Origin of the sequence: Candidatus Accumulibacter similis (assembly GCA_013347225.1) — a bacterium.
Classification (GTDB): domain Bacteria; phylum Pseudomonadota; class Gammaproteobacteria; order Burkholderiales; family Rhodocyclaceae; genus Accumulibacter; species Accumulibacter similis.
The window spans coordinates 2,082,596-2,102,925 of sequence record CP054595.1; the positions used below are offsets into that span (position 1 = coordinate 2,082,596).

At 67.1% G+C, this 20,330-nt stretch carries 17 protein-coding genes and 1 tRNA gene; 9 read left to right on the forward strand and 9 right to left on the reverse strand.

Annotated elements, in window-relative coordinates:
* Positions 1-532: 532 nt before the first annotated feature.
* Positions 533-1,315, forward strand: a complete 783-nt coding sequence (locus HT579_09555) for a hypothetical protein (GenBank protein ID QKS31588.1) — start codon at positions 533-535, stop codon at positions 1,313-1,315.
* Between the two features lie 117 nt (positions 1,316-1,432).
* Positions 1,433-2,071: a hypothetical protein gene (locus HT579_09560; protein ID QKS29134.1), complete on the forward strand. Its 639-nt coding sequence runs from the start codon at positions 1,433-1,435 to the stop codon at positions 2,069-2,071.
* A 76-nt stretch (positions 2,072-2,147) separates the two neighbouring features.
* Here HT579_09560 and HT579_09565 read toward each other — a convergent pair whose 3' ends face one another.
* The gene (locus tag HT579_09565; GenBank protein ID QKS29135.1) at positions 2,148-2,657 is read right to left on the reverse strand and encodes a hypothetical protein; all 510 of its coding nucleotides are present in this window, start codon (positions 2,655-2,657) and stop codon (positions 2,148-2,150) included.
* A 241-nt stretch (positions 2,658-2,898) separates the two neighbouring features.
* A tRNA-Ser gene (locus HT579_09570) sits at positions 2,899-2,986 on the reverse strand.
* 265 nt (positions 2,987-3,251) lie between these two features.
* Here HT579_09570 and HT579_09575 point away from each other — a divergent pair.
* The 7 genes from HT579_09575 (at position 3,252) to HT579_09605 (ending at position 11,790) form a co-directional block, all read left to right on the forward strand.
* The gene (locus tag HT579_09575) at positions 3,252-3,680 is read left to right on the forward strand and encodes a hypothetical protein (protein QKS29136.1); all 429 of its coding nucleotides are present in this window, start codon (positions 3,252-3,254) and stop codon (positions 3,678-3,680) included.
* A gap of 192 nt (positions 3,681-3,872) precedes the next feature.
* Positions 3,873-5,783, forward strand: coding sequence for an alpha amylase C-terminal domain-containing protein (locus tag HT579_09580; GenBank protein QKS29137.1), 1,911 nt, complete (start codon positions 3,873-3,875; stop codon positions 5,781-5,783).
* 124 nt (positions 5,784-5,907) lie between these two features.
* Entirely contained in the window at positions 5,908-6,948 is a 1,041-nt protein-coding gene (locus tag HT579_09585; GenBank protein QKS29138.1) for a gluconate 2-dehydrogenase subunit 3 family protein, read from the forward strand.
* 1 nt (position 6,949) lies between these two features.
* On the forward strand, positions 6,950-8,758 hold the full coding sequence (locus HT579_09590) for a GMC family oxidoreductase (GenBank protein QKS29139.1): 1,809 nt from the start codon (positions 6,950-6,952) through the stop codon (positions 8,756-8,758).
* Positions 8,759-8,768: 10 nt separating this feature from the next.
* Positions 8,769-9,902, forward strand: a complete 1,134-nt coding sequence (locus tag HT579_09595; protein QKS29140.1) for a cupin domain-containing protein — start codon at positions 8,769-8,771, stop codon at positions 9,900-9,902.
* Between the two features lie 9 nt (positions 9,903-9,911).
* On the forward strand, positions 9,912-11,162 hold the full coding sequence (locus HT579_09600; protein ID QKS29141.1) for a cupin domain-containing protein: 1,251 nt from the start codon (positions 9,912-9,914) through the stop codon (positions 11,160-11,162).
* 271 nt (positions 11,163-11,433) lie between these two features.
* A complete protein-coding gene (locus HT579_09605; GenBank protein QKS31589.1) occupies positions 11,434-11,790 on the forward strand; it encodes a cupin domain-containing protein in 357 nt (118 codons plus the stop codon).
* A 778-nt stretch (positions 11,791-12,568) separates the two neighbouring features.
* Here the strand turns inward: HT579_09605 and HT579_09610 are convergent.
* The 7 genes from HT579_09610 to HT579_09640 form a co-directional block, all read right to left on the reverse strand.
* Entirely contained in the window at positions 12,569-13,207 is a 639-nt protein-coding gene (locus tag HT579_09610; GenBank protein ID QKS29142.1) for a hypothetical protein, read from the reverse strand.
* A 211-nt stretch (positions 13,208-13,418) separates the two neighbouring features.
* On the reverse strand, positions 13,419-13,889 hold the full coding sequence (locus HT579_09615; GenBank protein ID QKS29143.1) for a DUF411 domain-containing protein: 471 nt from the start codon (positions 13,887-13,889) through the stop codon (positions 13,419-13,421).
* A complete protein-coding gene (locus tag HT579_09620; GenBank protein QKS29144.1) occupies positions 13,867-14,256 on the reverse strand; it encodes a hypothetical protein in 390 nt (129 codons plus the stop codon). The genes HT579_09615 and HT579_09620 overlap by 23 nt, the downstream gene beginning before the upstream one ends.
* A gap of 35 nt (positions 14,257-14,291) precedes the next feature.
* Positions 14,292-17,429: an efflux RND transporter permease subunit gene (locus HT579_09625; protein ID QKS29145.1), complete on the reverse strand. Its 3,138-nt coding sequence runs from the start codon at positions 17,427-17,429 to the stop codon at positions 14,292-14,294.
* A gap of 7 nt (positions 17,430-17,436) precedes the next feature.
* Positions 17,437-18,564 carry an HlyD family efflux transporter periplasmic adaptor subunit gene (locus HT579_09630; GenBank protein QKS29146.1) on the reverse strand — a complete coding sequence of 376 codons (1,128 nt, stop codon included), beginning with the start codon at positions 18,562-18,564 and terminating at the stop codon, positions 17,437-17,439.
* On the reverse strand, positions 18,561-19,061 hold the full coding sequence (locus tag HT579_09635; protein QKS29147.1) for a hypothetical protein: 501 nt from the start codon (positions 19,059-19,061) through the stop codon (positions 18,561-18,563). Before HT579_09635 ends, HT579_09630 begins: the two co-directional genes overlap by 4 nt.
* Complete coding sequence (locus HT579_09640) at positions 19,058-20,287, reverse strand: TolC family protein (protein ID QKS29148.1); 1,230 nt, start codon at positions 20,285-20,287, stop codon at positions 19,058-19,060. The genes HT579_09635 and HT579_09640 overlap by 4 nt, the downstream gene beginning before the upstream one ends.
* Positions 20,288-20,330: the final 43 nt, after the last annotated feature.

Here is a 20,330-nt window from a genome sequence, read left to right on the forward strand (position 1 = left end):
GATATGGTTGCGGGTTCCACACTTGCCTGAACCGGCAGCGCGTGATCTGCCCCTTGGTCGTTTGAAGCATCTGGATTAGGACTGGCTTGGCGCCAACGTCTCCGTGTTCAACGTTATTGTGGATCGACCACCGAGAAAATCTCCTGGCGATCCGTGTGCCGAATGTCGGGCCATGTGCTAATATCGTGACAGTCACGGGAAATACTAGGAAACGATGTCCAGCCGTGCTCTGACAGTCACGAAACGAGGCAGGCCTTCCAACGGCGAGCGAGCGCTGAATGCTACTGAACGCAAACGCGCGCAGCGCCAGCGGGATAGTCGGGCAGCGATAGACGCAATCGGCGATGAGCAGAACGCACCACTTCGGGTGCTGCTGGCGATCCTGGGGCGAGTTGATGCTTCGGAACCAGCAAGGCTGTCGGCACAACGTGCCTGGGTCGAGATCGGCCGGAGATACGGCTTCGTGACCATCACGGAATGAGGCAAGGCCATGGAAGTGATCGAAGGCAGCACACTGTGCAATTCTCAGGAAATCCCTTTCAAGACGACAGACGGCGCTGTGCAGGCGCAGCGTAGGGGTGGCTACGATGCGGTTCGGTACAACGCCACGAAGCACGGCATCCTCTCGAAACTGGCGGTGCTCGCACACGAGGATCATGATGAGTTCGGCGGCCTGTTGGTCGCACTCGTCGATGAACATCAACCGGCGGGAATGACCGAGCAGCATCTGGTCGAGGAACTCGCGGCAATCATCTGGCGCAAGCGACGGGTCTTGCTCGCAGAAGGGGCAAGGATCAACGACGGGTTGAAGAGCGTCCTGCGCAGCACGACGACACTGATACCGGCCGCCGCACCTTTCCAATCGGAACTGTCGGGAGAGCATGTCGACTTGCCCAGATTGCTGAACGCGACGGCCGAGCGAATCGCGGAACTTCAGCAGGAGGCCGAGTTGGACTTGGCGGCAACCCGCAAGGCGGCAGCGATCCTCGCCAAGGGTGGTCCGAATGGCTACGAGAAGGCTCGGCGGGCGCTGCTTCCCGGGTCGCGCGATTGGTGGGACGTTCAGGTCAGTGAGGAGGAGTACCCGAGCACCGTCGAAGGCTTGGCGGAGTTCATTCGTGAATCGCTCGAACCGCTGTGCGTCGGTATGGTGCAGCAGGTGCGGCATGTTGCGGCGATCAAGGCGCAGACTCTGGGCTCCGGGTTGCAAGCGCATCGATTGGAAAACCTGAACCGCTACGAAACGCACCTCGACCGCAAATTCGAGCGGACATTGGCCATGCTCCTGAAGCTGAAAGAGCTGCGCGGCGCATGAGACCGAACACCAGCGAGAACGGCGCAATGCTTGATGTGGCAAGGGATTCGCGCTGATTCACCAAAGGGCACGATGCAAACTTGCCACATGATTTCGGCAAAATCGGAGTGCAAGAGAATGGGCGGCAGCGGAAGCGGGCGGGGATACCAAGGCGGCAAGGCCACGACAAACGACATGCGGACGCTTGATGTCCGGCGGCTGCAACGCGATGGCCTGCTACAACCGGGTCGGGCCTTCGGCTGGCAATGGACAGGCAACGGCGAGGAGGTGGCGTCGATCCAGATCCGCACGGAAGTCGACCGTGTGATGCTCAGCTATCGCAGCCGGAACAACGGCGGCGAATGGCAACCGATGGAGTACCCCGTCTATCTGGAATGGACACCCTGCCATCTTGGCAGTCGGCGCGCGTGGTTCCGCTGCCCGGCAACCGGATGCGGGAGGCGCGTGGCGATTCTGTATGGCGGTTCGATCTTCGCCTGTCGGCACTGCTACCGTCTGGTCTATGCGAGCCAGCGGGAAGCCGAGGACGATCGTGCGCGGCGGCGGGCGGAGAAGATCAGGCGGCGTCTGGGCTGGCCGGCGGGCATTGCCAACCGCGACGGCGGGAAACCCAAGGGGATGCACTGGCGCACGTTCGAGCGTCTGACTGCGGTCCACGATGCGTGCGCCGAGGCATCGCTGGCGGGGGTGGTGAAGTGGCTGCTGTCGATGAAGAGGCGGCAACGCCGTGTGTACGATGGCGGCGACGGCTGGTGATGAATCTGTTTCGCAAAACGGCCAAGGAACTGATTGGATCGTGGCCGCACACCACGCCCAGCCCACATGGTCAAGCTCAGCCGCCCGCCCGTTGCCGAATGTTTCCAAGGTCGGGCGGGTTGGGCGCGATCATCTCAAGTACGTGACGCTCGATCACCCGCTGTGCGACTTCCAAGGCGCTCGTCAACAGTTCCTCGCTCCGGCACTCTCTGGCGCGCCATAGATCTGACGGCCTACCCTCCACGAGGCCACCCCTTATTGCCTCGAGATCGTCGTCATGCCAAAGCTTGAGCCGTGGCGAACTGGTATACAGGAGACTTTCAAAGGGAACCCAGTTCGCCCAGGGACCATCTCGGGGATCACGGTGATCAAAGAGAACCAGCCTGCCTATCAACGGCTGCCCGGCTTCGAGGCAGGCGAGGTCGAGCAGCGAATTCGCTTGCCCGTAGAGTACTGCGTAACCTGAAGGATTTTTGCCGGTTGCAACAAGCAGGTCACGGTTGAAAATGGGTGCTATGCGATCCACCTCGTCTCGACGATTCGCGAGGAATTCGAGGATCTCATTGGCGTAGTCAGCTAGTGGCATGCTCGCTCCGGTGTGTCATCCAAGTGCAGCGCCAACGCTTCGCGGGGCGGAGGCGCTGGGTCATTGGTGGGCGGTACGGGTCGGCGGCGGAATGGAGGCCAACGACGGGCGGCAGACTGGTGACACTGAAATGACAGGGGAGCGACCAACCAATCAACGACAACGTTGATAGTCGATTCGATAGTCGTTCCCGGGGCTGAATGGAATTACGTTTAATAAACAATGTGTTGGTGGTTGTTTCTGGCGGAAGCGGTGAGATTCGAACTCACGAACGGTTGCCCGTTGCCGGTTTTCAAGACCGGTGCAATCGACCACTCTGCCACGCTTCCTGGCGGACGCTTCGGGGCACTGCCGGTCAGCCCTGGCAATGCTGGGGTTGCCGCCGTGCGTCACTGGCGAAGCGGATCATAGCACGCCGCAGCCTGGTGGCAGCCGCTGCGTCGGCAGCAGCAGTTCTCATCAGGGTCGTGCGTCGGAGCTGGCGGGGCACCGTCCGCCTTTCTGGCGCGGTGTTTTCGCATTAGGATCGGCACCTGCCCGCGGGCTGGGCGCGTGTCGCTTGCCCGCCGGGAGCGAGCGAAAGGAGTTCAAGCGATGCCGTACTCAAGAGCCCTGGCCGCCATCGTGCTGGCCGTCGTCGTTGCCCCGTGGTCGCTGGCGCAGACCAGCCTGAAGCTGCCAAGCAGCGACGAGGATTTCCGCGAATTGATCGAGGAGCCGCGCGGCGGGCCATGCGAGCGCTGCGGTGTCGTGACGGCGATCCGCCAGCAGACGCGCGAAGGGCCACGGCAGCGCCCGCCGGCACCGGCAATCGCTCCCAGCCTGGTGACAGCGCCGATCGTCGGCACCGGCACCGTCGTCGAGGATGCGCGGCAGGCAAACGAGCCGTTGCTCAGCTACGTCGTCACGGTGCGCTACGAGGATGGCACCTACGCCTTCATCGAACAGCACGACGAGCCGACGGTCCGCAGGGGCGACCGGGTGCGGGTCGTCGAAGGGCGCGTCGAGTTGCGCAGCGACTGACTGGCTGCCGGCAGCGCTGGCGCGCCGAGCGACGATCGCCGGTCGCCGGTCGCCGGTCGCCGGGCGGATTCCCGTGCCGCGGCTGCGGCTCGCCGCCAGCCGCGGCCGTCGCTTCAGAAAGCGCTTGACAGCGGTCCCCGCAAACGGCAATCATTCGCATCGGTCCTGCCCGACAGCGGAGGCGCGAAGAACATGCCGGCATCGCTTGCGCACATTCATCCCGGGACGCCGATGGGCGCCAACCTGATCGCCGACGGCGCGACTTTTCGCCTCTGGGCGCCGGGCGCGCTGGCCGTCTACGTGACCGGCGACTTCAACGACCGCCGCTGTGACGACGCGAGCCTGCTCAGTCGCGATGCGAATGGGCACTGGCGCGGCTTCATTCCCGGTGTGCGCGATCGCGACCGCTACCTCTACCACATTGTCGGCACGGGCAGCGAGGGTCCGAAGAGGGACCCCTTCGCACGCGAGCTGGAGGTGCCGTATCCCGGCGAGTGCGTCGTTCGCAGCAGCGATTTTCCGTGGCACGAGACGGGCTACGTGACGCCGCGCTTCCACGATTTCGTCATCTACCAGCTGCACGTCGGCACCTTCCATGCGCCGCGCCTGCCGCGTCAGGGCGGCACCTTCCTCGATGTCGCGCGGCTTGTCCCCTACATCGCCGAACTCGGGGTGACGGCGATCCAGTTGCTGCCGATCCAGGAGTTCCAGACCCGCTTCAGCCAGGGCTACAACGGTACCGACTACTTCTCGCCGGAGATGGATTTCGCCGTCGGCGATGCCGAACTGGCGCCCTATGTCGCCGCGCTCAACAGACTGCTCGACGCGCGGCAGCTGAGGCCCTATCAGGTGGCCGAGCTGCGCGGCGAGATGAACCAGTTGAAGGCGCTGATCGACCTCTGCCACGTGCATGGGTTGGCGGTGATCCTGGACGTGGTCTACAACCACGCCGGTGGCGACTTCGGCGACCAGAGCATGTACTTCCTCGATCGCCAGGCGGTCGCCGGCGGGCATCGCAACTCGCTCTACTTCAGCGATCGCGGACATGCGGGCGGGCTGGTGTTCGATTTCGGCAAGCCGGAGGTGCGCGATTTCCTGATCCAGAACGCCCGCTTCTTCCTCGAGGAGTACCGCGTCGACGGGTTTCGCTACGACCAGGTCAGCGTCATCGACCACGACGGCGCGCCGCATGGCTGGAGCTTCTGCCAGGACCTGACGGCGACCCTCGACCACATCCGGCCGGGTGCCCTCAACCTTGCCGAATACTGGAACGTCAACCCGTGGATCGTCCGCGCGCGCCCGCAGGGCGCCGGATTCGACACCACCCTGACGGACGGGCTGCGCATCGCGCTGCGCGAGGTCATCGGCAAAGCCAGCCAGCCCGACGAGCGGCCGCTGCCGATGTCGCGCCTCGCGGCGAGCCTCTGGCCGGCGGGCTTCGACGCCTCGTGGCAGTTCGTCCAGGGGCCGGAGAACCACGACATCGTCTTCGCCGGCCGCGAGCTGCGCATCGCGCGCCTGGCGCAGCCGAACGATCCGCGATCGTGGTACGCGCGCAGCCGGACGCGCGTCGCCAACGGCATCAGTCTGACCGCGCCGGGAATCCCGATGCTGTTCATGGGGCAGGAGTTCCTCGAGGACAAGCAGTGGTCGGATGATCTCGAATCGCAACCGCAATTGCTGCTGCACTGGGCCGGGCTCGCCGGCGGCGACCGGCAGATGCTCGATCACCTGCGCTGCATGCGCGAGCTGATCGCGCTGCGCTGGCGCTTTCCGGGCCTGCGCGGCGAGGGCCTGCGGGTGGTGCATGCCGACGACGGCGACCGTGTGCTCGCCTTCCATCGCTGGGTGGTCGGGCAGGGCGACGATGTCCTCGTCGTCGCGCACCTCGGCAACTTCAACCGCGTCGGCTACCGCATCGGCTTTCCGGGCGGCGGCCGCTGGCGTGAGGTCTTCAACAGCGACGTCTACGAAAACTGGGTCAATCCGGGCGTCGTCGGCAACGGCGGCGCGATCGATGCCGAGCCGTGGGGCCTGCACGGCTTCGCCTTCTCGGCGTCCCTGCTGCTGCCGGCCAACAGCATTCTCGTCTTCGCCCGCTGAACGGGACTCGCCGTGGCGGCGGCGCCATCCTGCTGCCGCGGTGGTTTTTGATGGTGCAGCGTTGTGCTTCAACGCATCAACCCGCCAGCCGTCGGGCTGTCGGATCCGCTCTGAGGAGGGAGTCATGGTGCCAGTTCTGGCGGTCGACAACGAGTATCTGTTCGGCCTCATCGGCAAGTTCCTGGCGCGCGACGATGCGCGGCCGCGCCACGACTACGGCCACCTCGGTGCCGACCCGCGCGCCGGGATCCTCGAGCCGTGGCGCTTTCCCTGGGTCGACGCCGTGTACGATGGCGACGATGCGGCGCAACCCTACAATGCGGTCACCTTCGTGCACGCGGCGGTCGACCGCCAGCCCGGGCATGCGGTGCAGGTCGCCGGCAGCTTTGCCGACCTGCACACGCCGCTGCCGCTGCTGCCGCTGGCCGACACCCACTACGCGACGCTGACGCTGCGGATCCGCAAGGGAGAGGTGCATCACTACCGCCTGCGCATCGACGGCGTCTGGCAGGTCGACCCGATCAACCCGCAGCGGATGATGCTCGACAACGGCGTCGAGTGGTCGCGCTTCTTCACCTGGGGCGCGACGCGGCGGCTGGTTCTCGAGCGCTGGGAGTCGCGCCTGCTGCAGCGGCTGTGCAGCCACATCCTGCCGTTCCACACGGCCGACGGCGAAACCTTCTTCAAGCGCGTGCATGACGCGCAGGGCCCGGCGAATCGCGCGCCGCATGCCTATCGCCTCGACGAGAGTGCCGGTGCGGTCAATTTCATCGACAAGCTGCTCGCCCGCGAGGAGGCCCATCACCTGGTCGATTACCAGATCTGCCTCGAGCTGATCGACGGCCTGCTGCGCCAGCGCAATCCGGTGATCGAGCCCTGGAAGCTGCCGCGCGAGGTGTTTGCGGGACTCTACCGGGAGATGGCGACTGCCAGCGTAGCCGGCTGGAACTACGGCCGCTATGGCAATCCGCGTTACTTCCTGCAGTTGCTGTGCCGGCACACGCTGACCGGGGTGTTCTCGCATCCGCGTTACGGCGGCAATGCCATGACCCTGGGCTGGAAGTACCTCGAAGAGCGCTACCGTGATGCCAGCGGCGCGACGCTCTTCGACTGGGGCCGTGCAATCGAAGCGCCGCTCGGGCGCAATTCCGCCTACAGGGGGTGAGATGGAGCGATTCGACGTAGTCATCATCGGCAGCGGCGCCGGCGGCGCACCGATCGCCGCCCGTCTCGCGCGCGCCGGACACTCGGTACTGGTGCTCGAGAAGGGGCCGTTGCTGCGCACGCAGGAAGAGCATCCGCTCGGCGTTTCGGACTTCAAGCGGGATGAGCTGTTCGCCACCGGCGCCGAGAAGCGGCTGACGCTGAGCGGCGTCGCCAACCGTTTCGACTCGTTCTACAGCAGCCACGTCGAGCCCGACCTCAATGACGAGCCGCACATCTACGAGGGGGCCGACGGCCTCGACCGCGCGACCATCGAAGGCTACACGGCACAGGTGGTCGGCGGCGGCACGCAGCTCTACGGCGCGGTGTCGCTGCGTTTCTCGGAACTCGATCTGCGTCTCGGCAGCTTCAACGCCGGTCGCAACGACCTCGTCGGTGACCCGAACGGCGATGTCCGCCGCGAGGCGCGCGACTGGCCGATCGACTACGCGACGCTCGAACCCTACTACTGCGAGGCGGAGCGGTTGATCGGCATCAACGGTACGCGCGCCAACCAGGGCAAACCGTTCTCGGCCGACCACTACCAGACGCCGTATGCGCCGAACCCGATCAGCGCCTACGTCGCCACCGGCATGGACGCGCTCGGCCTGCCGCGCTACCGGACGCCGCTGGCGGTGATCACCGAGGATCACGCACCCTCCGGCCGCACCGTTCCCGCAGCTGCCGAAGCGGCGAAGACCGGCTACGTCAACCGTTACGGCGATCCGCTCGGCCTCAAGTCGAACACCTGGGTGGCGCTGCTGCGGCCACTCTCCGGCATGGCCAACTTCACGCTGCGGGCGAACTGTGTCGTCACCCACCTCGAGATGGCGGGCGACCGCATCGGCAAGGTGGTCTATCGCGATGTGGCCGGGCGGCCGGTCGAGGTGGCGGGCGGGCTGGTCATCGTCGCCTGTTCGGCGATCGAGTCGGTTCGCCTGCTGCTGCTCTCGGGCGAGCGCGATCCGGCGTTCGCCGCGCGACTCAACGGCAATGGCCTCCTCGGACGCTATTTCCTGACCCACTGTTTCGGCGGTGCCGAGGCGATCATGCCGGGTCGCTTCGACAAGAGCGTCTCGCTCGATTCCGACTGGGCGACCGATGCCTGCGCCAGCGAAGCCTTCATTCGCAGCCAGGGACTCTGGGCCGGCGGCGCCATCTACAACAACACCTCGGACCAGGCGCTGCCGATCTCGCTCGCGCGCACGCACGGCAGCCAGGACATGGACACCATCTGGCAGACCTTCGTCGACGATACCGCGCTCACGGGCGACGCACTCAACGCCTTCTTCGACGCCAACTTCGGCACCCGTCTCTCGGTCAGCTTCATGGCCAACCAGGTGCCGCTGTTCGACAACCGGATCGAGCTGCACCCGAGCATCCGCGACAAGTGGGGGCGTCGCGTCGCCTACATCCGCAAGACCTGGCACAGCCACGACGTGCACCTGATGAACGTCTTCGCCGAGCAGTGCCGACGGATTCTCGCCTTCGGTGGCGATGGCGGCAAGGGGCAGTTCCCGGTCAGCGAATTCGGCGCCATCTACATGGCGGCCAACGCGCGGGCCCGCATCGCCAACCACATCCTCGGCGGCATGCGCTTCGGCAGCGACGCGGCGGATTCGGTCCTCGACCCGAACTGCCGGGCGTGGCAGTTCGACAACCTCTACGTCACCGACGGCGCGTTCATGCCGACTTCCGGCGGCGCCAACCCGACCCTCACCATCCAGGCCAACGCCCTGCGGGTCGCCGACCAGTTGCTCGCCCGCCTCTGAGGAACGACCCATGGACAGCCGCTTCAACGACATCCTCGACCTGCCGGAAAACAACATCTTCCGCGTCGTCTTCTATCCCGATCGCATCTACCACGCGCAGCACCTCGAGGCGACGCGCAGTCCGCGCTACCGCTACAACGTCATGGAGGTGCGCACGCAGGCCGACATCACCGTCATGAAGGGTGAGGTCTACCGCGACGAACTGCTGCTCGGCAACTTCCTGCGCATCGAGTACCGGGCGCATCGCCTGACCGAACTGGCGCGCGAACAGGGTCGCCTGCCGGCCGGCGAGATCCTCGCCTTCGTCCGGTTGCTGCCGGACGGCGCCGCCGCCGCCGAAGCGACGCTGCGCCTGCATCATTCGCGACCGGTCGACGCCTACGTCGTCGAACTGTGGAGCACGCTCGAAGGCCCCGACGCCAGCCCGCACGATTTCACCGTTCTCGACCTGATGGGCTGGCAGCGCGAGATCACCCGCATTCCCGAGTTCGCCGCCGCGCTCGCCGACATCCGCGCCATCCGCCGGGTCGAGATCGCCTGTCGCGAGAACGATCGCGACCTGCCGTTCGGCTACCGCATCGGCAACCCGCAGTGGGACAACAACTACATGCGCAGCCACCAGGTTGCCAACACCACTGAGCCGAGTTCACCGGCGAACACCGTCGCCACCTTCAACTACCTGATCAACTTCCAGCGCGGCTGGTACCTGCGCAGCGCCGACGTCACTCCGGTCCGCTATCGCAACCCGTTGATGGAGGACGGCGATCCCGATCGTCACGACGACAACGTGATCGAGATGCGCTGGCTGCTGCAGCGCGAACTGGGCTCGAACCTGGTCTTCTTCCACGAGGTCCTGATCCCGCCGGGCAAGGTCGAAGGCACTCACCGCCACATTGGCAGCGAGGAGCTGTACTACATCGTCGAGGGCGAAGGCATCGCCTACATGGGCGAGAACGACGATCCGTCGCTGGCGTCGTATCCGGTCGTCGAGCGCTCGATCTTCGGCATCGGCGCCAAGCGCTGCCGCGAGCTGCCGGTTTCGCCCGGGCACGTCATCTACACCAAGAGCGGCGGCATCCACGGCATCCGCAATCCGGGCACGAAGCCGCTGCGCTTTGTTGCCTTCCTCTACCACAGTGCGTGAGGACGGCCCATGGAACTGATCCACTCTGACCAGGTCTTCCGGGTCGCTGCCGGCAGCCAGCCCGACTACAACCGCGGCAACACCCTGATCCGCCTGCTGGGCATCCTCGAAAGGCAGCGCCTGGCCTGCGGCCGCGAACAGTACCTGAGCGAGACGCTGGAGTACCTCTTTCCCTTCGACTTCCTCGAACTCTACGGTCCGGCGGGGGGCGACGCCGACCAGCTCGACGTCCGCCGCCAGGACAGCAAGCTCGACTTCCAGAAGCAGAACCTGCGCGACTTCCGCCTCGGCGATGTCGTCCTCTGCCGCGGCTATGCGGCAGCGGGCGGGCAGGTCGTCCCCTTCCTGCGCATCAGCTACCGCGCCGGTCCCGATTCGCTGCTCTCCCGGCTGTCGGGCGATCGTCTCGGCAGCCATCTCAAGCTCTATCTGCGGGTCGGCACGAATCCCGTCGGCCAGGTCCTCGACGTCCCCTACGATCCGGCGAGCGAGCGCTATGCGCTCGAGCTCTGGAGCTTTCCGGCGGGCAACCTGCGGCAGCAAGTCGACGGCCGTGGGCGCGACGCGATCGACCGCGGCGAACTCGTCGTTCGCAACGACCTGATCCAGGGTACGCGCGACGATTTCGCGCGCGACGGGCTCAACGACCGCTACCTGGTCGAGGTGGCACCGAACCATGCGCTGCATCCGGTCCTGCCTCTGCACGTCGAATGTGCCTGGGCCGACGCCAGCGGCACCTTCTGGGATTCGCGCGGCGGCAGCAATCACCACTACGAGTTCAGCATGATCGTCCGCGGCTGGGAGAACTTCCTCGCCGCCGGCATCAGCCCCAACCCGCATGGCGGCGTCGGTTTCCTCGAGTACCGCAACCTGCTCTCGAACTACGGACGTTACGCCGGCCGCAACGAGCTCGGGCGCGATTTCGACGCTTGGAACTTCAACGCCCACGGCAACAAGAACCACGCCGCTGGCCGCGAGAACTTCTTCGCCGTCGATTACATGGACCTGCACATCCTCAAGCCCGAGTGCGGAATCGGCCTGCATCGCCACCGCGACAACCAGGAGGTGTTCCTGATGATGCAGGGGCGCGCCTACATGATCGTCGGCGACTGGACGCGGCGCCCGTGGCGCGAACGCGCCTTCGAACTGCGCACCCTGCGCGCCGGCCACTTCGCGATGCTCAAGGGCGGCCAGTTGCACGGGCTGATGAACCCGGGCGAGGAGGACATCTCGCTGTTCATGTTCGGCGGCTACGATTGACCGGCGCGGCCTCGTCGGTAGTCGACGGCCGCCGGCCATGCTCTGTCGCCGCATCGTGAATCGTGTCCGTGACCGGGAGCAACGAATGCAGCCTGGCACCGATGAGCCTTTCGAGCGGATCAGCCGGCGCACGCGCAACCTCCTGCTGCGGGCCGGTCTGTCGACCGCAGAGGAGGTGATGGCCCGTCATCGCAGCCGGGACTTGCAGCGGCTGCCCGGTTTCGGCCGGCAGACGATCGCGGAGATCGAGAAGGTCTTCCCGGTCAGGCGGCTGCAGCAGCCGTACGCGACCGTCCAGCCCTACGTCACCGCCGATGGCTCGCTGATCCGCGAGCTGATGCACCCGGCAGTTCACGGCAACCGCAGGCAGAGCCTGGCCGAGGCCACCGTTGCCGCCGGCGCCGCCACCCTGCTGCACCGGCATCTGCGGACCGAGGAGATCTACCACGTCACGGCCGGCGAGGGCGAGATGATCCTGGGCGCCGAGTCGTTCCGCATCGGCCCCGGCGACACCATCTGCATCGCGCCCGGAACACCGCACCGCGTCCGCGCATCGACCAGTGGCGCGCTGGTCCTGCTCTGCTGCTGCTCGCCCGCGTACGCGCATGCCGACACCGAGCTGCTCTGATGTCCGGGCCGTGCTTGCTCCGGGGTCGGGCTTTCGGACTGGCGCTGTCCTTTCGGCAACCCCGAGTTAAATCCCGCGCGGCCGTCTGACAGCTTGTGGTGCTCGTCCATCTGGCTCCGGAGCCCCGCCGATGCCATCTTCCTTGCCATTGTCGACGCGCAACTGGCGGACACCGTCGTCGCCTTTGCCCGATGGGCGGAGGGGCAGCCCGTGCAGTGCCGGCCTTCCGGACGACCGGTGGTCGCGAGCGACCGAACTTGCCTGGCGGTGCGCCATCGCCTCGGCGCCGGTCGGCCTGCGGCTCGACCACACACCAGCCGGAAGCGCCGGCTGGCCGCCAGCGCCAGCGGCCCGGCCAAAAGGGCGCGCAGCACACCGCATCCTGCGGGCTTCGTCGAACTCAACGCCGGTCCGCCGCTCGCCCCACCCCCTTTCAGCCTCCGCCTGTCTCACCGACACGGGCACGCGCTGGGATCGAGCTGCCGCAAGTGGCGAGCAGGGACAGCGCCGGGATCACCCACAGCCTGTGGCAGAGACGGTCTTGATCGCGCCGAGCGCGCGCCTGCGCGCTTTGGTGGATGCCATGCAACCATACCGAGGCCCGGATTCGTGCCGACCCTTCGCCAGCGAGACGCAAGCGCAGCCGAACGGAGTCGCTTTGCAAACGGCTCTCGCTGCTCGCTCGCGCGGGACGAATGCCCTCCTGGCGTTCTGTCGGTGGCGGGTGCCGCGCCGCACTCCCTGTCACCGCGGTACCTACAGATTTGCTGAAAGGACGCTAGGAATCAATGTCTTGGAGCAGAGCAAGCAGATCGCTCGCCAGTGGAGACCAGGCGAGGATCGGATGTCCGCCATACGTATCGGTCTCGGGCAGCAGCAGGCCCAATGACACCAGACCACCGGCGATCACTCCCTCCGCCGAGTGCAGGGCGATCCACAAGGTGTCTTCGTCTTGGCAGCTTGCGTCGCCAATTCCAATGTGGCCATAACGGGCGGTCTTGAGCAGGAATTCCGCCTCTTCGGCCGAAACATCACGCAACACGCGCCCGAGAGCCGTCGCGTCCTCAGTTGCGGTCGTGGCGGTTCGGACCCCGTTGGCGATTGAACGGCGGAGGTATGCAATCTTCTTCTCACTGGTGGTGTGCAGGAGAGCCAGGATTGCCTCACTGATCAGTTTGTACTGCGAGTCCGTAAGAGCGTGAAGGGCGTCCGCGTGTTGTCGCAACGTTGCGTCGATGCTGGCGAATGCATCGTTGATCCGCCGGTGATGGCGTTGACTTGCCAGAGTATTCGAGAGGATTGGCAGGAGCAGCCCCGGGAGTCCTCCAAATGCACCAATGGCTGTCAGCGCGCTTTCGACGATCGGGTGCGCGGCCGCCTCCTCAAGGCGAGTCGGTGGTTTCAGCGAGGACGGCATGGGGTTGGCCTTCTACGATCAGCGAATGGTGTTTGCAAGTGTAGCAAATCCTCACGCTTGGTTTGCGCGTCTGTACTGCCCGAACCTTGCCCTCTCTCCGAAGGATGGGAAATCCAACCCGCCCTCAGACAGTATGGTTGGTGTTGCGCGCAGCGTCGCGGCAGCGGCAGCGCGACCGGGTGTTCACCGAGCGTGGCCAACCGCCCGCGGCTCAGTGACGGGCAAACACCTTCGCCTTGCCGTCGCTGCCGACCAGGAGCACATCGTACGGTTCCTTCCGCGCGCTCTCCATGCCGGGTGAACCACCGGGCATGCCGGGCGCAGCAAGGCCGACGGCCTTCGGCTTCTCCCGCAGCAGGCGCTGCACGTCGGTGGCCGGCACATGACCTTCGATCAGGTAGTTGCCGACCTTCGCCGTGTGGCATGAGCCGTAGCGCTCGGGCATGCCGAGCCTGGCGCGGGTCGTCGGTACGTCCTCGACGTTGATCGATTTCACCCGGAAGCCGTTGTCGGTCATGTGCTTTTCCCATTCCGTGCAACAGCTGCAATACGGGCTCTTGTAGACCTCGACTTCGGGCAGATCGGCGGCGCCGAGGGGCGTGCTTGCGAGGGTGGCGGTGGCGAGCAGGGCGGCAAGGATTGCTTTCATCGTGGATTCCTCAGCGCTGCGCAGGGGTGTCATCGAGTGCGAAGCGCAGCGTCTTCGGCGGCTTCCCCGGGATGTTGAGTGCGGCGACCACCTTGGCGCCCTTGAGGTCGAAGGTACCCTTCGCCTCGAAACGGTTGTTGCCGGCCGGTGCGAGTGCGACCTCGGTCTTCTTGCCGCCGGCGAGCAGCGTCAGCCTGGCCGATCCGGCAGCCGTCGACAGCGGGGTGCCGTGTTCGGTGACATGGATGGTCAGGGTGTCACTGCGGGCGACGAGTTCTGCCTGGTAGTGCCCGGCATCGGCGACGACGCCGCCGAAGCGTGGCTTGCCATGGTCCTCGTGGGCGACCGTGGCGGTGGCCGCGACAAGCGCGGCGAAGGCGATGGCAAGCGGTATCTTCATGGTGAGGCTCCTTTCGTCGGGAAGTTCGCAGGCTTTCACAATGTTTCGCCCTGATGCGATTCGAGCAGCTGGCCGAGCGGCTTCTCGCCGAAGGCGAGGAACAGCGCCGGCGTCACGAAGGCGTCGAGCAGGGTGGAGGAAATCAGGCCGGAGAAGATGACGACGGCCACCGGGTGGAGGATCTCGGTGCCCGGCGCCTCGGCCTCGAAGAGCAGCGGCGCCAGCGCGAAGGCGGCGACCAGCGCCGTCATCAGCACCGGCGTCAGGCGCTCCAGCGAGCCCCGGATGACCAGCTGGAGGCCGAAGGTCTCGCCTTCGAAGCGAACCAGGTTGGCGTAGTGCGAGAGCTTGAGGATGCCGTTGCGGGTGGCGATGCCGGCGAGCGTGATGAAGCCGATCAGCGTTGCGATGGAAAGTGGCTGGCCCGAGAGCCACAGGCCGATGACGCTGCCGATCAGTGCCAGTGGCACGTTGGCGATCACCAGTGCGGCGAGGATGGCCGAGCGGTAGCGGCTGTAGAGGACGATGAAGATCAGGCCGAGCGAGATCAGCGCCAGCACGCCGATGATGCGCGCCGCCTCTTCCTGCGCGCGGAACTGCCCGTCGATGGTGATGAAGTAGCCCGACGGCAGCTTCGTCTCGACGATGACGCGGCGCACGTCGTCGACCACGTCGGAGAGCGGGCGGCCCTGCGCGTTGGCCGAGACGACGATGCGCCTGCGGCCGTTGTCGCGGCTGATCTGGTTCGGCCCGTCGCCGTCCTCGATGGTCGTCACGCGCGCGAGCGGCACGCGGCCGTTCGGCGTCTCGATCATCAGGTTGGCGAGTCCCGAGAGCGCGCGCGCCTCTTCGGGCAGACGCAGCACCAGCGCGAAGCGGCGCGCGCCCTCGATCACCTGGCCGAGCTGCTCGCCACCGATCAGCGTCTGCAGTTGTCGCAGCAGGGCGGAAGGCGATACACCGTACTGTTCGGCGCGCGCGTAGTCGATGCGCACCTTGATCTGCGGCGCCAGTACCTGCTTTTCCAGCTCGAGGTCGGCGAGCCCCGGGATCGTCGCCAGCCGGTCGCGCAGCGCTGCGCCTTCGCCGCGCAGCACGTCGAGATCGTCGCCGACGATGCGGATGGCGATCTGCGCCCGCACTCCGGAGAGCATGTGGTCGATGCGGTGCGAGATCGGCTGGCCGATGCTGACCGTAGCCGGCAACGAAGCGAGCCGCGCGCGCAGGTCGGCGTGGATCTGCGATGGCGGACGGCCGGGCTTGAGGCGCATGTCGAGCTCGGAGACGTGTACGCCCTCGGCGTGCTCGTCGAGTTCGGCGCGGCCCGAGCGGCGTCCGACGTAGGTCACTTCCGGCACCTCGCGCGCGAGCCGCTCGGCGAGCGTGCCGATCTTCACCGATTCGGCGAGCGTGATGCCCGGGTTGAGGCGCAGGCCGACGAAGGCGGCGCCCTCGTTGAAGGGGGGCAGGAAGGTGGTGGCGAAGAAGGGGACGCTCGCCGCCGCCAGCAGGGCAGCGACGGCAGCGGTACCGATGACCCGCTTGCGCTGCGCCAGCGCCGTTTCCAGCCAGCGTCGGTAGTGCGACTTCAGCCAGGCGACGAAGCGCGTATCGCCATGCATCGACGCCTCGCCATGGCGCAGCAGGTACCAGGCCAGCACCGGTGTCAGCGTGATCGAGACGACGAGGCTGGCGAGGATCGCCGTCAGGTAGGCGACGCCGAGCGGGATGAAGAAGCGGCCCTCGAGTCCGGGCAGGGCGAAGAGCGGCACGAAGACGAGGGCGATGATCAGCGTCGACACGACGATTCCCGAGCGCACCTCGTTCGAGGCGTTGACGATCACCCGCAGCGGGGGTTCCGGTGCCGGCTTCTGGCGGTTCTGGCGCAAGCGGCGGATGATGTTCTCGAGGTCGACGACCGCGTCGTCGACCAGTTCACCGATGGCGATGGCCAGCCCGCCGAGCGTCATCGTATTGATCGACAGCCCGAAGTAGCGGAACACCAGCGCCGCGGTGAGGATCGAGACGGGGATCGCGGTCAGCGAGATCAGTGTCGCGCGCAGGTTGCCGAGGAAGAGATGGAGCACGGCGGCGACGAAGACGGCGGCGGCGGCCAGCTTCAACTCGAGGTTGCGGATGCTGGCCTCGATGAAGTCGGCCTGGCGGAAGGTGACGCGCGGCGCCGCCATGCCAACCGGCAATCCGCCCTTCAGCTCGGCGAGCGCCGCTTCAACCTGCCGCGTCAACGCGACGGTGTCGGCGGCCGGCTGTTTCTGCACCGAGAGGATCACCGCCGGCTGGCCGTTGAGGCCCGCGTCGCCGCGTCTGATCGCCGGCGCGAAGCCGACCGACGCCACCTGCGCGAGCAGGATCGGCTGGCCGTTCCTGGCCGTCAGCGGCAGGCGCTGCAGGTCTTCCAGCCGGCTGGTACGGCCGAGGTTGCGGATCAGGTATTCGCGCGAGTTGAGTTCGAGGAAACCGCCGCTGGTGTTTGCCGCGAAGCCGCGCAGCGCCTCATCGACCTGGTCGAGCGTGATGCCGAGCGCGGCCATGCGCACGGTGTCCGGCTGCACCTGGAACTGGCGCACCTCGCCGCCGATCGGGATGACCTGGGCGACGCCGGGGATCGTCAGGAGGCGCGGACGCAGCACCCAGTCGGCGTACTCGCGAGCCGCCATCGCCGGCCGCTGCGCGGCACCTGCCGCGGGCTCGATCGCTGCCGCGGTAGGCGCAGTGATGGGGATCGCGATGAGCAGGATCTCGCCCATGATCGACGCCACCGGCCCCATGTGCGGCACCACGCCTGGCGGCAACTGCGACTGAATCAGCGACAGGCGCTCGGTGATCATCTGCCGCGCAAGGTAGATCTCGACCTCCCAGTCGAACTGCACGTAGACGATCGACAGCCCGGCCGACGACACCGAGCGCACCGCGGCGACGCCGGCCATGCCGTTCATTGCCGTCTCGATCGGGAAGGTTATCAGTGCCTCGACTTCCTCCGGCGCCATGCCGCCTGCTTCGGTCATCAGCGTGACGGTCGGCTTGTTCAGGTCGGGGAAGACGTCGACCGGCGTCTTCTGCACGACCAGCGCGCCATAGAGGATGAGGACGATGGCCGCCGCCAGTACCAGCAGGCGTTGCGACAGGCTCTTTTCGACGATGGTCCTGAACATGGCGTTCTCAGCGCACCTGATTGAGCAGGGCCGCGCCCTGGACGACGACGCGCACGCCGGCCTCGAGCCCGCCGACGACGGCGACGCGCGTCCCGTCGAGCGGCTGCGTGCGTACCGGGCGCGGTGCGAAGCGTTCGGCGCTCGTCTTCACCCAGACGATTTCCTGGTTGGCGGAGTTCTTCACGACCGCCGCAGCCGGCAGCGGCACGCCCTGAATCGGCGAGCGCGTCTGGGCGATCACCCGCAGTGGCTGGTTCAGTGCCAGCGTTGCCGTGCCGCCGTCGACACGGAAGAGCAGCGGGATCGCCTGCTCGCGCAGCGAGCGGCCGGCGCCGACGAAGGTCAGCAGCACCTCCTGACCCGGTCCGGCACTCCCGTAGGCGCCGGCAATCTCGGCGGCGAGCCGCGGGTCGTAGGCCAGCGCCTCGACGCGCAGGTTGGCCGGGTCGACGATCTCGAACAGCAGTTCCCGCGCCTCGACCACCTGACCGGCAACCACGCTGGCCGAGGCGACGACGCCAGCAACTGGCGCTCGCAGATCCTCGGGCTGCGAGAGGCTCCTGGCGATGGCGGCGAGGCGCTCGCGCAGGCTCTGCACGTCGGCCTCGGCGACATCGACATCCTTGCGCGCAACGGTCGCTTCCAGCTCGCGCAGTCGTGCCAGCCGCCTTTCGGCGACGCCGAGCGCCGCGCGCAGTTCGGCGGCCTGCGCCCTCTGCCCGCCCAGTTCGAGGGGAGAGACGGCCGGATGGACGCGGGCGAGCAGCTCTCCCTTCTTCACTGCCTTGCCGAGCGACGGAATGCCTCCGGCCGGCGCTTCGACGCGGCCGGTGTTCATCGCTTGCACACGGCCGCCGCTACCCGGATCGAGCACCACCTTGCCGGCGAGTTCGACGGTCACGGGATGCTCGCCGCTCCGGGTGAGCTGCGTGCGCAGTGCGAGCTGGCGCTGGGTCGTCTTGGGCAGGAAGACGTTGCCGTCGGCAAGTCGTTGCGGGCCGTCGCCGCGGGTCAGCGCGGGCGCCGGCTCGTCACCGTGAACGTGGCCCTCGTGCGCCAGACCGGCGCTGGCGACCAGGCCGGCGGCGAAGAGCAGTGGCTGGAGCGTGCGTTGCAGAAGTGTCGTGGCGTTCATGCGGCTTCTCCCTTGCGCCGGCGCAGCCGGACGGCCACGACGGCGCCGAGCAGCGTCAATGTCGCGGCGATGCCGATCTCCTTGATGCCGATTCCGGCCGCTATGGCGCCGGTCGCGGCGGAATCGCCGACGACGAGGTCGGTCGCGAGCAGGTCGCTTTGCTCGCCAGCGGTGACGGTGATCGTCAGTGGGTAGGTGGCCGCTGCGGCGAAAGGGGTGGCGTCGAGCGTGTACGTTCCGTCGGCCTGGGCCTCGGCAATGCGGATGTGGCCGGCGAAGTCGATCTCGATCCGCGCGCCGGTGATGGGCTCGTTGCTCGCCCAGTCGTCGAGCGTCAGCGTCAGGCGACCGCCATCGATGCGGCCGACCAGTTCGAACAACTCGCTGTGTGCCTCGAAGGAGGGGCGAGCCGCCTCGGTGGCTGATGCCGGCGGCGACGGGAGGAACAGTGCGGCCGCGCAGACGGAGGCGGCGATGGCGTGTCGCAGGGGGTTCATGGCAGGACTCCGATGGCCTGGTTGTAGCGCGAGACGGCGCGTGCGGCTTCGAGGCGGGCGCGCGCGGCGGCGAGTTCGGCAGCGAAGGCATCCGCATCGACACGCAGACGCTGCGGCAGGTCGATGTTGCCGAGCGCGAAGGCGCGGGCGTACTCGCGGCGCACTTCGCTGGCGAGCGTACGCCTGGTTTCGGCGCGGGCGAGTGCTTCGTCGGCCCGCTGCAGTTCGCGCCCGGCGGCATCGCGTTCCGCGTCCACGCGCTGCCGCTCGTAGGACAGCAGCGCCTCGGCCTCGACGAGTTCGGCGTTTGCTGCGGCAACCCGCGGGCTATTGCGCGCGTCGGTGGCGAGTGGAATGCGGACGCCGACAATCGTCGAGTTCTCCCAGTCGGCCTCGGCAACAGGCCGTTCGCGACGCATGCCAAGCATGATCTCCGGCAGGTCACGCGAATTCCTGGCCGCCACGTCAAGCCTCGCACGGGCGGTGGCGATGGCCGCTTCGAGCGCTGCAAGCTGCGGGTGAGGGGTCGTCGGAGCCTGCCGGCGCTGCTCGTTCATTCCGCTCGGAGCCGGCAGCAACGGCAAGCCGGTCAGCGCGAGGAAGCTCCGCTCGGCGCGGTGGGCGCGCCCGTCCGCCTCGGCGATCGCCGCCGTCGCTGCGGCTTCGGCGGCGCGCGCCTGGTGGGCGTCCATGCGTGGCAACTCGCCGGCCCGCACGCGGCGCTCGACGTCGTTCGCCAGATGCCGGGCGGCATCGCCGCGCGCTTCGGCGACGGCGCGTTCGTTGCCGGCGAGCATGGCCTGCCACCAGCTCTCACGCACCTCGCCGGCGAGCTTCCAGCGCGCCTGCTCGACCAGCGCCGTGTAGGTGGACTGCTCGCGCTCGATCAGTGCGAGGGTTCGTTCCTGATAGCCGGGCAGCCAGAGCGGAAGAGCGATGCCGGCCTCCCATTCGCTCTGGCCGGCATCGCGTTGCAGGCGGTCGTTGCGGTTGGACAGAGTCGCCGTCGGTGCGCCGGACAGGAAGCTGCCGGCCGAATCGCGGCGGGCCGCGAACTCGTGGTGGCGGGCAGCCGCGGTGCGAGCCGCCGGGTGGCGCTCCCAGGCGGCGGCGAAAGCCTGGCCGAGCGTCAGGGTTTCGGCGATCGCTGCCGGACCGCTCAGACTGGCGGTGACGAACAGGAGGGCGGTGAACAGCGGTGACTGCGTCGCTAGGGTGTCGTGCATCGGATTCTCCGTTGGTGCATGGAAAAATCCGGCGGAGCGCTGG